Below are 15,001 nucleotides of genomic sequence, written 5' to 3'. Positions count from 1 at the left end.
TTGGCAAAACGACCGCAGAGTAGCGAAGAGCGCAGTGCGTGCACGGGCACGCATACGCAAAGCGTTTTCGGAAATTTACACAAAAAACAGCTTGCGTATACGCTCTCAGTAGTGTATAATTACAAGCAGGGAAGCAATCCCGTCAACAAACGCCCGTGCGACAGGCAGGGGTAAGGGAGTGTATATCAATTATGGCCAATTATCCGGTAAACAAGATCCGTAACGTATGTCTCATGGGCCACGGCGGCGACGGCAAGACCTCGCTCGTCGAGAGCCTGCTTAATATCTCCGGTGCGACCGACCGCGTAGGCAAGATCGCCGACGGCAACACGGTCTGCGATTTCGACCCCGAAGAAATCCGCCGCAAGTTCTCGATCTCGACCGCAGTAGCGCCCGTAGAATGGAACGACTGCAAGATCAACCTGCTCGACACCCCGGGCTTCTTTGATTTTGAAAGCGAAGTGCAGTGCGCGATGCGCGTTGCAGAGTCCGCTCTGATCGTCGCGACCGGCAAGTCCGGCCCGGGCGTCGGCACGGAAAAGGCGTGGGAGCGCTGCGAGGAGCAGGCAATGCCGCGCATGTTCTACATCTCGAAAATCGACGAGGAAAACTCGGATTACTATACCTCTCTGCACAAGCTGCAGAAGCAGTTCGGCGTATCGGTAGCGCCGATCGTTGTCCCGATCTTCGAGGGCAACCGCGACACCGTCGGCATCGTCGACTGCGTTATCCGCAAGGCCTACCGCATGGACGGCAACAAGCGCGTCGAGATCCCGATCCCCGAGGACATGAAGGACCGCATCGACCAGCACCGCGCGGCGCTGTGTGAGAACATCGCGGAGCTGTCCGAGGATCTGATGGAGCGCTATTTCGCAGGCGAGGAGTTCTCGGATGAAGAGCTGATCGCCGGCATCCGTCAGGGCGTCAAGGATCTGGTCCTCGCGCCGGTATTCTGCGGCACGGCTGCGACCGGCATCGGCTCCTACGCGCTGCTCAAGGGCATCGCGGACTACATGCCGTCCCCGGACGAGAAGCCGGTAGAGCTGTGCGAGGACGAAAAGGGCGAGCTGATCGAGATCAACTGCGCCCCGAACGGTTCGACCTGTGCATTTGTATTCAAGACGGTCGCTGACCAGTACGGCCGCTTCTCCTACTTCAAGGTCATGTCCGGCGAGGTCAAGCAGGATATGACGCTCGTCAACAAGCGCGCGGACGCGAACGAGAAGATGGGTCACATCTTCACCGTCTGCGGCAAAAAGACGTCCGAGGTTCCGGTCGTCGGCTGCGGCGACATCGGCGCGGTCTCCAAGCTGGTCACGACCAGGACGGGCGACACCCTGTCCATGAGCGTGCGCAAGGTCGAGCTCGAGCCGATCGAGTTCGCGCCTCCCTGCTACACGCAGGCGATCGCAGCCAAGGTCAAGGGCGCCGAGGAGAAGATCTCCACCGGTCTGTCCCGTCTGCATGACGAGGACCCGTCCTTCGAGACCGAATTCAACCCCGAGACCAAGCAGCACCTCATCTCCGGTGCCGGCGATATTCAGCTGGACGTTCTGTGCTCCAAGCTCAGAGACAAGTTCGGCGTAGAAGTCACGCTGTCCGCTCCGATCGTACCGTACCGCGAAAAGATCCGCAAGCCGGTCGTCGTCGAAGGCAAGCACAAGAAGCAGTCCGGCGGCCACGGTCAGTACGGTCACGTCAAGATGGAGTTCGCACCGTATGCAGAGGGCGATTATCTGTTCCAGGAAAAGATCTTCGGCGGTTCGGTTCCGAAGAACTTCCATCCGGCTGTCGACAAGGGCATCCGCGAGGCCATGGAGCACGGCGTGCTCGCCGGCTATCCGATGGTCGGTCTGCGCGCAACGTTGCTCGACGGCTCGTATCATGACGTAGACTCCAACGAGCTGTCCTTCAAGATGGCAGCCCGTCTGGCCTACAAGGCCGGCATCCCGCAGGCATCTCCGGTTCTGCTCGAGCCTGTCTGCTCGATGAAGGTCGTTATCCCGGATTCCTACATGGGCGACGTCATCGGCGACCTCAACAAGCGCCGCGGCCGCATCATGGGCATGAACCCGCTCGACGGCGGCAAGCAGGAGATCGTTGCAGAATGCCCGATGGCAGAGCTTGGCGACTACGCGATCAAGCTGCGTTCGATGACGCAGGGCCGCGGCTCGTTCGTTTCCAAGTTCGAGCGCTACGACGAGGCACCGGCTCCGGTACAGGAAAAGGTCATCGCCGAAAACAAGGCCCGCATGGAAGCGCTGAACAAGGACTAAACGATACTGAAAATCCCCCAATCATAGGATTGGGGGATTTATTTTGTCGAAAGGCTTCGTTTTTTCGCCAGTCTCTCTCAGTTGTCCTTCATCACTCGCGCGATATGTATCGTCAGATACAGCAGCTCGTTGTCCCCGGCGCGAAAGCCCTTTTCGGTCAGCACATAGCTGCATATCTTTTCGGCGCAGGCGAACGCGCAGGGATACTTGAAGCGCACGACCTCGAGCAGATCGGTGTCCTCATCGCCGTATTTCTGGCTGCCGACGATGCGGCGCGCAAAGAATTTCAGATGCGTGATAAAGCGGTAGTATTCGATGGTCGAGCTGTCCGGCTCAGCGCCGTAGACCTCGCGCACGATACGCAGCGCGGCCTGCATCAGGTAGGTCATGTCGTAGACCTCGCGAATCTCGCCGCCGATCTGCGCGTTGACAAAGTGCATGGCGATAAACCCGGCTTCATCCTCGGTAAAAGCAACGCCGGTCTCCTCGAGCACGATCTCGTTCGCCTTGAGGCCGACCTGATATTCGTCCCTGTAGAACTGCTGAATGTCCCAGAGCAGCGGATTCTGAAGGCGGATCCCCTCCCTGTAGCGCGAGATCGCGCCCGAAATATGGTCGGGAAGGGTGACATAGATACTGTCGGACAGCTCGCGGCCGAGCGACAGCTTCGCATGGTTGATGATGCGCTCGCTCATCATGAAATGCGGCAGAGGGATACTGGTGACAAGCTGCTGAAAACGACTCGAAAGCTGGTCGGAATGCATGGAAAAGCGTTTTTCGACCTTCGCCTGACAGACCTCGCCGCCCGGCCTGCACCCGAATCCGAGTCCCCGTCCCATGAGCACGGTCTCCGCGCCGTTTTCATCAAGGGCAACGACAACATTGTTGTTCAATACTTTTTGTATCTGCATTCAGTTTTCCTTTCGCGCGGTGCAGACCGCATCCAGAGCCTCGCGTGCAGCGCGCACTGCGCCTTCGTCGCACCGCCAGAGCTCAAATTCATTCAGTCCGGCCGCGCCCATCGGAACCGCCTCGCGGCGGAACTCCATGCTGCTCGGCACGACTGCCTTCGCCGACAGATGAAAAGCGTCGGCACCGGTCTGCGGTGCGAGCGCGCGGATGACGTCCGCGTTCACGCCGCCGCCGATCAGGATGCGCAGCCCTTCCCCGCTCTCCGAGACCAGCTCGCGCAGCAGCGGTGCGCCGTCTGCGCAGCGAGCCTGCTGCCCTGAAGTGAGGATGGTGTCCACGCCGAGCTCCTTTGCCGTGCGCAGCGCCTCGTGCGCGTCGCGGCAGACGTCGAACGCGCGGTGGAGCGTGACCCCGCAGCCGTCGCCGCAGGTCATGAGCGCACTCATGCGCTCGGCGTCGAGCGTACCGTCCGGGTTCAGCATGCCGATGACGATGCCGTCCGCACCCAGGCCGGCAAAGCGCGCCGCCTGACAGCAGAGCAGTTCAAACTCGTCCTCATCATACAGAAAATCGCCTGCGCGCGGACGCAGCAGCACACGGACGGGAATATCGACCCGTTCGCGCACCATGCAGAACAGATCCTCGTCCGGCGAAAGTCCGCCGAGCGGCAGCGCGGAGCACAGTTCAATGCGGTCCGCCCCTCCCCTTGCTGCGTTTACCGCAGAGCAGACGCTGTCTGCGCAGACCTCGAGCAGTCCAGCCATGCGCATCATCCCTTTCCTTCTCTTTTCCTTACATATTTGATTAAGTATATCACTCCGCAGCGATACGGTCAATGAATTTTTCTCTAAGAAAGCGGTAAATCTGTAAATTCTACTTGCAACCTATCGGAAATTTGATACAATAGATTTGTGCCGTCCGTCCCTGATGGGGACGGCGGAAAAAAGATCGGACGGGGACGCTCCCCGGACCGGGGAGGAGACATGAAAACCTATGAGCAAGGTGGAGCAGTATATCACGAGCATCCCGGACTACCCGAAGGCCGGCATCATCTTCCGTGATATCACGAGCGTACTCAAGGACGCGGACGGACTGCGGCTGGCGGTAGATGAGATGACGGCGAAGATCGGGGATACGGAATTCGATGCGATCGTCGGACTGGAGTCGAGGGGCTTCCTGTTCGGCATGCCGATGGCATACAATCTGCACAAAGCCTTTATTCCGGTCCGCAAGAGCGGCAAGCTGCCGCGCGCGACCTCGCGCATCGCGTATGACCTCGAATACGGCTCTGCGGAGATCGAGGTGCACCGCGAGGACATCACGCCGGGACTGCGCGTGGTCATCGTTGACGATCTGATCGCAACGGGCGGCACGCTCGAGGCGGCGGTACATCTGGTGGAGCAGCTGGGCGCGAAGGTCGTCAAGATCGTCTGTCTGCTCGAGCTGAAGGGTCTGCACGGCCGCGACCGCCTGACGTCCTGCCCGACCGAGGCCGTCGTATCCTACGAAGGAAACTAAGGCAACACCGCACAATTAAAGCTGCGGCGCTTTGCGGAAATTTTGTGCCCTGACTTTGTTGCGATTTCACGGTAATACGTCAAGTATTACCGCAAAACCGCGCCTCGTCAGTACGCAAAATTTACTCGCAAATCGCTCTTGTCCAATTATGCGGTATTGCCATAAATCCGTAATCAAGGCGAAAGCCTAAAAATTAAAAGGGGGAAAAACGATGTTTGAACGCATATTCAAGCTATCGGAACACAAAACCACAGTCAAGACCGAAGTCATGGCCGGTATCACTACCTTTATGACCATGGCGTACATCCTTGCCGTAAACCCGAGCGTGCTCGGCTCTACCGGCATGGATACCACCGCGGTCCTGCTCGCGACGGCTCTGGCGTCCTGCCTCGGCACGCTGTGCATGGCATTCATGGCGAACCTGCCGTTCGCGCTGTCGGCCGGCATGGGCCTGAACGCCTTTATGGCGTACACCGTTGTTGCAGGCTATGGCTACAGCTGGCAGGTCGCGCTGCTCGCGGTATTCATCGAGGGTCTGATCTTTATCGTCCTGTCGCTGACCAATGTCCGCGAGGCGATCTTCAACGCCATTCCGCTCACGCTCAAGAAGGGCGTTTCGGTCGGCATCGGCCTGTTCATCGCGTTCATCGGCCTGCAGAACTCCGGCCTGTGCGTAGACTCCGCAACGCTGGTCGGCATCATCAGCTTCCCGGAGAACTTCCACACCGCAGGTATCTGCGCACTGCTGACCCTCATCGGTCTGTTCTTCACCGCGGTATTCTACACCCGCAAGATGAAGGGCGCCATCCTGTACGGCATTCTGCTGACCTGGATCCTCGGCATGCTCTGCCAGGTGACCGGCCTTTACGTTCCGACGCCGGACGCAGGCTTCTATTCCCTGTTCCCGAGCTGGGGCATGACCGACTTCTCCAAGCTGGGTCTGACCTTCGGTCAGTGCTTCAACGTGGATTTCAGCGCAGTCGGCATCGTAAACTTCATCGTTGTCATCTTCTCGTTCCTGTTCGTTGATATTTTCGATACGCTGGGCACGCTGATCGGCGTTGCCACCAAGGCGAAGATGCTCGACAAGGACGGCAAGCTGCCGGGCATCAAGCCGGCTCTGTTGGCAGACTCCATCGCGACCTCCGCAGGCGCAATCCTCGGCACTTCCACCACCACCACCTTTGTCGAGTCCGCATCCGGCGTCGCTGTCGGCGGCCGCACCGGCCTGACCGCGCTCGTCACCGGCATCCTGTTCCTCGTTTCCACGCTGTTCGCCCCGATCTTCACTGCAATCCCGTCCTTCGCGACGGCTCCGGCGCTGATCATGGTCGGCTTCCTGATGGTCGGCACGGTTACCGAGATCAGCTTCGATCTGGACAACCTCACCGAGTCCATCCCGGCATACCTCGCCATCATCGCGATGCCGCTGTTCTACAGCATCTCCGAGGGCATCTCTCTGGGCGTTATCTCCTATGTCCTGCTCAACCTCGCAACCGGCAAGGGCAAGAAGGTCGCTCCGCTGATGTACGTCCTAGCAGTGCTGTTCGTACTCAAGTATATCTTCCTGTAATAACCATACAGAAAATAAGCAAAGGGGCCGCTCTGCGGCCCCTTTTACTGTCGAAACGGCTTCGGTAACGCGATGTTACCGGTCTGTTTCGGCATTCTTTTTATATTCCATTATATCTTCTACCCGGCAGTCGAGGATTTCGCAGAACATTTCAATGGTATGCGTGCTGACACTCTCGTTCCGCTTCAGCCGAGTGATCTGTGCAGGGCTGACTCCATACTTTTTGATCAGCGCATATTGGGAAATCCCCTTTTCCTTCATGGTATCCCAAAGCTTTTCAAAGGAAATCATACATTCAAGCCTCACTTTCTACTTGAATGTTAACCGTATCTGGTGTATATTGATATTAACCAATATCGGTCAATATCAAACAGGAGGAACAAGAATGAAAAAGAGCGCTGCGATATTTCTGCTATTCGCCATGCTGCTGCTCAGCGCCTGCGGAGGCGGGACAGACTCGAACGCAAGCAAAACGCAGATTGATGTAAAAGGCGTATTTCTGCTGGAGCCGTCCGACCAGCTCAATTTGTCTACGGAGGGACTGGACACGGTTCAGCGGTATCTGTTTGCAGTCTACGATGTGGACAACAGCGGAAATGACAGCAACGTGGAGCTGTCGGGCTTCAGCGATGCGGTCGAAGTGACGCTGAACGACACGAACACTTATGAGCAGTGCAGCGGCAGTACGCTGATACGCAATTTTATCGACAACAGCGGCTATACCACACCGGGCGAATGCGGTACGCTTTGGGGCGGCAGCGAACCGGTCCGCATGATTTCTGCATTTGCGGTCAATCAGAATGATATGAAAGATGGCTGCACCGCAAAGCTGAACTTTAATCTGTCGCTGAACGCGCAGCTGCGATATACGGCGGAGGTTGCCGGGACAGATATTCAGACGATTGCATGGCCGGACGGCGTTTTTGCGGTCGAGGATGATCCGGATGCATGGCAGCTGGTTCATTCGGTGAAAATTCGTGCGCAGATCTGCAAAAACAGTCTGGAAGCGGCCTCGAGAGCGGAACAGAACCGGGATACCGGCACGCGCGACCTGAATTTGACGATATGCAAGTCCATGCTGGAAGACAATCTGTGGGGTGTGTCCTGTGTTGCGGATAACAGTGTAACAACAGAACTGCCTGTTTTCAGCCTCGCAACCATTCAAGAATGCGAACCGGAGCTTGCAGGGCAGGTCAGCACGGTCAGAGACGCCGTTGAGACCATGCGGAGCGAACTGGCCAAATCCTCGCCAGATTATGATGCGGTAAACAGCGCGCAGAGAACGGCGTACAGCACCCTCAACGCAATGCTCGGATAAACAGACCGGCCGTTGCCGCTGTTTTTTCGTCTGTCTCCGCGCACATCTCCACTGGACGCGCGAACGAAAATATGCTACAATTTCGTTAGTTAAAAAACACGGAGGTGTCGTGCGATGCACAGTACCAGAAAGATCAAGGAAGATCTCATTTATGTTGGCGGCAGCGACCGCCGCCTGAGCCGATTTGAAAACCTTTTCCCCATTCCGCGCGGTGTGTCCTACAACAGCTATGTCCTGCTCGATGACAAGACCGTGCTGATGGACACAGCGGACGAGTCCATCAGCCGCCAGTATATCGAAAACGTTGTCCACGCGCTGGACGGCCGCCCGCTCGATTACATGATCGTGCAGCATATGGAGCCGGACCACTGCGCGATGATCGACGCGGTCATGAGCCGCTATCCCGAGGCGAAGATGGTCTGCACTGCAAAGGCGGCGCAGATGTTCGCGCAGTTCTACGACCTCGATGTTTCCGACCGCACGCTCGTCGTCAAGGAAGGTGACAAGCTCTCCACCGGCGAGCATACCCTGCATTTCGTGCTCGCGCCGATGGTGCACTGGCCGGAGGTCATGGTCACCTACGACGAAAAGGACAAGATCCTGTTCTCTGCGGACGCATTCGGCACGTTCGGTGCACTGGCAGGCAATATTTTCGATGACGAGATCACGTTCGACGACGTCTGGATGAACGACGCGCGCCGCTATTACACCAACATCGTCGGCAAGTACGGCGTTCAGGTGCAGGCTGTCCTCAAGAAGGCTGCGGCACTCGATATTCAGATGATCTGCCCGCTGCACGGCCCGATCTGGCGCGAGAACCTCGGCACGCTGCTCGAGAAGTACCAGAAATGGAGCACCTACGAGCCGGAGGACAAAACCGTCATGATCGCCTATGCGACCATGTACGGCAACACCGAGAACGCGGTGAACGTTCTGGCGAATATGCTCGCGGACAAGGGCGTTAAGAATATCGCCATGTACGACGTTTCCGAGACCGACGTCTCCGAGCTCGTCGCAGAGAGCTTCCGGTGCAGCCATATCGTGCTCGCAGCGCCGACCTACAACGGCGGCGTTCAGCCGAAAATGGAGGCATATCTGTCCGACATCAAGGCGCTCGCTCTCCAGAACCGCACCGTCGCCATCATCGACAACGGCACATGGGCGCCGACGGCGGGCAAGCAGATGCGTGCCGTCATCGACACCATGAAGAACATGACCGTGCTCGAAAACCCGATCACCCTCAAGTCGGCCCTCGCAAAGAACCAGCTTGCATCGCTCGATGCACTGGCAGAGGAGCTGGCCTCTCAGGTCAACGGCTAACGCCTGTCGCGAAACTGACGTTTCGCCGACAAGGTGTGTTCTGACGAACGCAGAACACGAGTCGTCCGAAAGTTCCCATTCGGAAACTTTCTCCCTCCAGAAGTATAAAAACCGAGGTACACGCCCCCGGTTTTTATGCGTTTGCAGCGCAAACGCTGTTTCATGTGCGCTGCCGCGCGGCTGCTCCTGCATCGTGAAAAATGGATTTTATCGACAGACTGAGCTCCTCCGTTTTTTTCGGGGGAGCTTTTGTTCTACTCGCCGCCTCCCCCGCATAGGATAGACCAAAAGCAGGAGGGACGTTCCATGATCGTAATTGCGGCAAAGGTTTCGGTAAGAAAAATCCTGGCGTGCGTGCTGGCAGCCGGCACGGTTCTGACAGGGGCGGCTGTGCTCCTGCCGGCGGACGCGCAGCCGGCGGCGGCAGCTTCGGAGAATATGCGCCTGGACGTCAAACTGCGCACGAATGAGCAGCGCGTTGCCCTCCTGCGCGACTGCGGCTGGGAGGTCATCGAGGAGCCGCGCGGAGAACGGGAGGTGCAGATCCCCGAGGAATTTGACGAGGTTTACGAAAGCTATAACCAGATTCAGCTCGCGCAGGGGCTCGACCTCACTCCCTGCCGCGGCAGGCGTGCGACGCTCTACACCTACGAGATCACAAACCACCCGAGCGGCGAGCAGGGCGTTACAGCAAATCTGCTCGTCCGGCGCGGGAAGCTGATCGCGGCCGATGTATCCTCGCCGCAGGCAGACGGCTTCGTGCACGGTCTGCGCGAGCATCCGTCCGAACCGCAGGATACCCCCTGACAGGCCGCCGACAAAATGCACAACTGCTGGAAATCTGTGCAATTCAACGAAAACGTGTTCGACATATTAGCGTATGTATAGAACATTTTCGGGGGATTGCACTTTTTTTATATTTCCCTATTGTGCAAAATGCAAAAAAGCGTTATACTATATTCAGTATTCGATTGGCGGGGGAGACAAAATGCCGAAGATGCGATTGGACAAGCTGCTCAGTCACCTGAACTGCGGCAGCCGAAAAGAAGTGCAGAGCTTCATCCGTGCAGGCCGCGTTGCGGTGAACGGCACGGCGGAGCGCGACCCCGCAGCCAAGGTCGACCCGGATGCGGACCGCGTGTCGCTCGACGGGCGCGAGCAGACCTATTGCGCACAGCGCTACTATATGCTCAACAAGCCGGCCGGCGTCATCACGGCGAGCCGCGACGAGCGGCACGGCACCGTGCTGGAGCTGTTCCCCGAGAGCCTGCGGCGCGGCCTGTTCGCGGTCGGGCGGCTCGACAAGGACACCGAGGGCCTGCTGCTTGTGACCGATGACGGTGCGCTCAGCCATGCGCTGATGAGCCCGTCGAGGCACGTTTCCAAGGTCTACGAGGCCGAGCTTGACGGCACGCTCGTCCCCGACGCGGCGGAGCGCTTCGGCGCCGGACTGACGCTGCGCGACGGCACGGTCTGCCGCCCGGCGCTGCTCGAGCTGCTGCCGGACGGGCGCGTGCGCGTGACGCTGCACGAGGGCAAGTACCATCAGGTCAAGCGCATGATCGCGGCGTGCGGCGCAACGGTCACGTTTTTGAAGCGTGTGCAGCTCGGCGGCGTGCGGCTTGACGAAAGCCTTGCGCCAGGCGAATTCCGCGAGCTGACCGAGGAGGAGCTCGGCGCGCTGCGGCCGCCGGACGGCCTGTAAAAGAAAGGCCGAAACCGGCGTCTGCCGAAAAATCGACAAAAATTTTTAAATATTTTGTACAAAAACGCGGAGACATGTGATATAATGTCTTAAAATACACACGAAACACAGAATGTTCTTGTAGAGAATGTTCATAGAGGGAACATCGAACGGCGCGGGAGAGCGCCGTTTGCATGACAGAAGAAGTTGAAAAAGACGGGAAAGGTGATGGAAATGGCTTCGAGATTGTTCCAGTCGATTGTTTTACAGATGAAGGACACGGTGGATCGCACCATTGGCATTGTGGATGCGAGCGGCGCGGTCGTCGCGTGCACCGATCTGCCCCGTATCGGTGAAATGCGCGAGGAGGCGATCACTGAGCTGGGTTTTGCAGGAGAGATCGTCCGATTCGGCGGTTATACCTACCATATTACGGGAGACCGTTCCTCGCGTCTGGAGTATGCGGTATTCGTGCAGGGCGAGGACGAGCTGGCGCGCAGCATCTGCTCGCTGGTGGCGGTATCCATCAACAACATCAAAACGCTGTATGACGAAAAGCACGACAAGGCAACCTTTGTCAAGAATATCATTCTGGACAACATCCTGCCCGGCGATATTTACATCAAGTCCCGCGAGCTGCATTTCGGCAACGATGTGCCGCGCGTGGTCTTCCTCATCCGTCAGCAGGAGCCTGCCGATGTAGCGGCGATCGACGTCGTGACCGGCATGTTCCCGGACAAGCAGAAGGATTTCGTTCTGCATATCTCGGAGAGCGACATCGTTGTCGTCAAGGAGGTCAAGGCAGGCAGCGAATCCAAGGAACTCGTCAAGCTCGCCTCCTCCATCGAGGAGACGCTGATGAGCGAGCTGTCGGTCAAGTGCCTCATCGGCATCGGCTCGGTATCCTCCCAGATGAAGGATATCGCAAAGTCCTTCAAGGAGGCGACCACCGCCATCGAGGTCGGCGCGGTATTCGACACCGAAAAGAACATCATCAGCTTCGAAAACCTCGGCATCGGCCGTCTGATCTATCAGCTGCCGATCACGCTGTGCGAAATGTTCCTCAGCGAGGTGTTCAAGAAGGGTTCGATCGACTCGCTCGACCAGGAGACCCTGTTCACCATCCAGAAATTCTTCGAAAACAATCTGAACGTTTCCGAGACCTCGCGCAAGCTGTTCGTACACCGCAACACGCTGGTCTACCGTCTCGAGAAGATCAAAAAGCTGACCGGTCTCGACCTGCGCGAGTTCGATCACGCCATCGTTTTCAAGGTCGCGCTCATGGTCCGCAAGTATCTCGCAAGCCGCGAGGAAGGCGTGCGCTGACAGGCAAAACGGACAAAAGCCGGCATAAGTTCACAAAAATTTCACGGAAAATCGTCATTTTGCGCAAAATCTGCGTTGTTTCGCTTCTTGCGCATCGGGCATTTATCTGTTATAATTATCAGAGGTGTGTGGGGAAATGCACACCTCTGTATTTTTTTGTTTGTTACGAAGTCATCGAGGAGGAACGCTTTTGATCCGGATGAACGATGTCACCGTCGTATACGACAACGGTATCCGCGCGGTGAATAAAGCCAGCCTGCGTGTGGACGAGGGAGAGTTTGTCTTTCTGGTCGGCGCGTCCGGCTCGGGCAAGACGACCATCATCAAGCTGCTGACGGCCGAGGTCCGCCCGACCGAGGGCAAGGTGCTGGTCAACAACTACAATATCGGCGAGATGAAAAAGAGCCGCATCCCGTATCTGCGCCGCACGCTCGGCGTAGTCTATCAGGATTTCCGTCTCATCAAGACCAAGACGGTTTACGAAAACGTCGCGTTCGCGATGCGCACCATCGGCGCGAAGAACAAGGCGATCAAGCAGCGCGTGCCCTATGTGCTCGATCTGGTCGGCCTCGCGGACAAGGCGAAGGAAAAGCCGATGAATCTTTCGGGCGGCGAGCAGCAGCGTGTTGCCATCGCGCGCGCCCTCGTCAACAACCCGCGCCTCATCATCGCGGACGAGCCGACCGGCAACCTTGACCCGGCGCGTTCGCTCGAGCTGATGACGCTGTTCGAGAAGATCAACGAGCTGGGCACTACCGTCCTGATCGTCACGCACGAAAAGGGTCTGGTAGATGAGTTTGAAAAACGAGTCGTCATGATCGACCACGGTTCGGTCGTCAGCGACCAGACAGGTGGGTACTATCAGGCATGAGACGTTTTGGTTACTATTGGAAGGAAGGCCTGCGCAACATCTTCAAGCACGGGTTCATGTCGATCGCGGCGATCGCCATCATGGTCGCCTGTCTGATCCTGACCGGCACGGTGACGCTCATCGCGTACAACATCGACCTGAGCATTGTTGATCTCCAGCAGTCCAACGAGATCGTCGTCTGGATCGACGAAAACCTCACGACGCGCGAGGCGAAGGACCTTCAGCCGCAGTTTGAGAAGATCAGCAACATCGCGACCGTGGAGTTCGAGGACCGCGACGTCGCGCTTGAAAAATACCGCGAGGAGCTGGGCGCGGACGCGAGCATCCTCGAGGACTACAATTCCTCGAACAACCCGCTGCGCAACAGCTACATCCTGACCCTCAAGGACTCGACGCAGGCTGAGGAGACCATTTCGGACATCGAAATGATCGAGGGCGTAGCAAATGTCCGCGCGGATGAGGCAGTCATCAGCAAGCTCATCCAGATCCAGCACGTATTCAATATCGTCGCTCTCGCGATGGTGGTCGGCCTTGCGGTCATCTCGATCTTCATCATCTCGAACACCGTAAAGCTCGCCATGTTCGCGCGCCGCGAGGAGATCTCCATTCAGAAGATGGTCGGCGCGACCAACTGGTTCATCCGCTGGCCGTTCGTCATCGAGGGCATGATCATCGGCCTTGTGGCCGGCGGTCTGGCGTTCCTGGCCGAGTGGGGTCTGTACACCGAGCTGTACAGCGTCGCAGGCGGCGTCATCCCCTATTTCGAAATTCTGCCGTTTGAAAGCCTGAAGTGGCTCGTTCTCGCCGTTTTTGCCGGCGCAGGCGCGCTGTTCGGCATCGGCGGCTCGGTAACGAGCATCCGCAAGTTCATGGATGTCTGAGAACAAGGAGAACGATCTTATGATGAAAAAGAAAACCGTGCGCCTGATATCCGGCGCTGTCGCAGGCATTCTGGTCGGCGCAATGCTCGTGTCGGTCGTTGCCTCTGGCATCGTTTATGCGGGCGCGGCCTCGAGCTCAGAACTCAAGGACAAGCTCTCCTCGCTCGAGGACCAGAAGGCTGAGATCAAGAAGGAGCTCGACTCGACTGCAAACAAGGTCAGCGACGTCGAAAAGACCCGTGCAGCGCTCCAGAAGGAGATCACCCTCACCAAGGAGGAGATCGAGACCGTAAAGGCGTACATCGAGCGCCTCCAGCAGCAGATCGACGTCAAGTCCACCGAGCTCGAGAGCGCGCAGAAGGCGCTCGAGGCGAAGGAAGAGAATTTCTCGCAGACCGTCCGCACGACCTACGAGCAGGGCGACATCAGCTATCTCGAGGTGCTGCTCAACTCGTCGAGCTTCTCCGATCTGCTCAACCGTCTCGACATTGTGTCGACCATCATGGACGACAACAAGAAGATCGTCGCGGAGTATACGGCAGCCAAGGAGGACATTCAGCAGAAGCGCGATGACCTCCAGAAAACGCAGGACGAGCAGGTCCAGTATCAGGACAACCTGAACTACAAGGCCGAGGAGCTCAAGTCCAGCGAGGAGCAGCAGAAGGCGCTTCAGGAGAGCCTTGAGGCTTACCAGAAGGAGCAGAAGGCCGAGTACGAGCGCATCACGAGCGAGATGGACACGGTCAGCGACCAGATCGCCGAGCAGTCGCGCAAGGAGGCTGAGGCGGCCGCCAAGGCTGCCGCTGCAGCAAAGGCGCAGAAGAATTCCTCGGGCAGCAGTCCGGTCACGACGACCGGCTCGGGCTCCGCTACCCGTTACAGCGGCACGTTCACCTGGCCGCTGCCGGGCTACACGAACGCTTCGAGCGCATACGGCTGGCGCACCCATCCAATCTTCGGCACGCGCAAGTTCCATAAGGGCGAGGATATTCCGGCGCCGACCGGCGTCGCGATCGTCGCGGCGGCTTCCGGCACGGTCACGACCGCAGGCTGGGTCTCCGGCTACGGCAACTACACCGTTATCAATCACGGCGGCGGCGTCATGACGGCCTACGGCCATCAGTCCGCGATCTACGTTTCGGTCGGTCAGACGGTCTCCGCAGGTCAGACCATCGGTGCGGTCGGCTCGACCGGCAACTCCACCGGTCCGCATCTGCACTTCGAGGTCTACGTTAACGGCGCAACGCAGAACCCGATGAGCTATTTCAGCTAAGTACATCAATTCTTGGGGAGGGCGGTCCACGCTCTCCCTTCTTTCATGG

The 15,001-nt window shown here is 58.0% G+C and carries 14 protein-coding genes; 11 read left to right on the top strand and 3 right to left on the bottom strand.

The window, feature by feature from the left end; translation table 11 throughout:
• Window positions 1-191 precede the first annotated feature (191 nt).
• The gene (locus H8S02_RS02765) at window positions 192-2,276 is read left to right on the top strand and encodes an elongation factor G (protein ID WP_186969201.1); all 2,085 of its coding nucleotides are present in this window, start codon (window positions 192-194) and stop codon (window positions 2,274-2,276) included.
• A 77-nt stretch (window positions 2,277-2,353) separates the two neighbouring features.
• Here H8S02_RS02765 and licT read toward each other — a convergent pair whose 3' ends face one another.
• Complete coding sequence (licT, locus tag H8S02_RS02760) at window positions 2,354-3,187, bottom strand: BglG family transcription antiterminator LicT (RefSeq protein ID WP_186969200.1); 834 nt, start codon at window positions 3,185-3,187, stop codon at window positions 2,354-2,356.
• The gene (locus H8S02_RS02755) at window positions 3,188-3,961 is read right to left on the bottom strand and encodes a copper homeostasis protein CutC (protein ID WP_330601917.1); all 774 of its coding nucleotides are present in this window, start codon (window positions 3,959-3,961) and stop codon (window positions 3,188-3,190) included.
• Between the two features lie 220 nt (window positions 3,962-4,181).
• On the opposite strand from H8S02_RS02755, the gene H8S02_RS02750 reads away from it, so the two are divergent.
• Both H8S02_RS02750 and H8S02_RS02745 read left to right on the top strand, forming a co-directional pair.
• The gene (locus tag H8S02_RS02750) at window positions 4,182-4,706 is read left to right on the top strand and encodes an adenine phosphoribosyltransferase (protein WP_186969199.1); all 525 of its coding nucleotides are present in this window, start codon (window positions 4,182-4,184) and stop codon (window positions 4,704-4,706) included.
• A 211-nt stretch (window positions 4,707-4,917) separates the two neighbouring features.
• Window positions 4,918-6,279, top strand: a complete 1,362-nt coding sequence (locus H8S02_RS02745; protein WP_186969198.1) for an NCS2 family permease — start codon at window positions 4,918-4,920, stop codon at window positions 6,277-6,279.
• A 75-nt stretch (window positions 6,280-6,354) separates the two neighbouring features.
• Here the strand turns inward: H8S02_RS02745 and H8S02_RS02740 are convergent, their stop codons facing one another.
• Window positions 6,355-6,570, bottom strand: coding sequence for a helix-turn-helix domain-containing protein (locus H8S02_RS02740; protein WP_186969197.1), 216 nt, complete (start codon window positions 6,568-6,570; stop codon window positions 6,355-6,357).
• Window positions 6,571-6,664: 94 nt separating this feature from the next.
• On the opposite strand from H8S02_RS02740, the gene H8S02_RS02735 reads away from it, so the two are divergent.
• The 8 genes from H8S02_RS02735 (at window position 6,665) to H8S02_RS02700 (ending at window position 14,952) form a co-directional block, all read left to right on the top strand.
• On the top strand, window positions 6,665-7,597 hold the full coding sequence (locus tag H8S02_RS02735; protein WP_186969196.1) for a hypothetical protein: 933 nt from the start codon (window positions 6,665-6,667) through the stop codon (window positions 7,595-7,597).
• 114 nt (window positions 7,598-7,711) lie between these two features.
• Entirely contained in the window at window positions 7,712-8,917 is a 1,206-nt protein-coding gene (locus H8S02_RS02730; RefSeq protein WP_186969195.1) for an FprA family A-type flavoprotein, read from the top strand.
• 306 nt (window positions 8,918-9,223) lie between these two features.
• Window positions 9,224-9,724, top strand: a complete 501-nt coding sequence (locus tag H8S02_RS02725) for a DUF4830 domain-containing protein (RefSeq protein WP_186969194.1) — start codon at window positions 9,224-9,226, stop codon at window positions 9,722-9,724.
• Window positions 9,725-9,905: 181 nt separating this feature from the next.
• Window positions 9,906-10,622, top strand: a complete 717-nt coding sequence (locus H8S02_RS02720) for a pseudouridine synthase (protein WP_243166385.1) — start codon at window positions 9,906-9,908, stop codon at window positions 10,620-10,622.
• A 213-nt stretch (window positions 10,623-10,835) separates the two neighbouring features.
• Entirely contained in the window at window positions 10,836-11,927 is a 1,092-nt protein-coding gene (locus tag H8S02_RS02715; RefSeq protein WP_186969193.1) for a PucR family transcriptional regulator, read from the top strand.
• Between the two features lie 190 nt (window positions 11,928-12,117).
• Entirely contained in the window at window positions 12,118-12,798 is a 681-nt protein-coding gene (gene ftsE / locus H8S02_RS02710; protein ID WP_186969192.1) for a cell division ATP-binding protein FtsE, read from the top strand.
• Complete coding sequence (gene ftsX / locus H8S02_RS02705) at window positions 12,795-13,679, top strand: permease-like cell division protein FtsX (protein WP_186969191.1); 885 nt, start codon at window positions 12,795-12,797, stop codon at window positions 13,677-13,679. The genes ftsE and ftsX overlap by 4 nt, the downstream gene beginning before the upstream one ends.
• Before the next feature lie 19 nt (window positions 13,680-13,698).
• Window positions 13,699-14,952 (top strand): murein hydrolase activator EnvC family protein, encoded by a 1,254-nt coding sequence (locus tag H8S02_RS02700; RefSeq protein ID WP_186969190.1) that lies wholly within the window; start codon window positions 13,699-13,701, stop codon window positions 14,950-14,952.
• The last annotated feature ends 49 nt before the right edge of the window (window positions 14,953-15,001 follow it).

Origin of the sequence: Agathobaculum hominis, from assembly GCF_014288055.1 — a bacterium.
GTDB lineage: Bacteria > Bacillota > Clostridia > Oscillospirales > Butyricicoccaceae > Agathobaculum > Agathobaculum hominis.
Note: the sequence above shows the minus strand (reverse complement) of the source record. Positions and strands in the feature narration are given on the sequence as shown.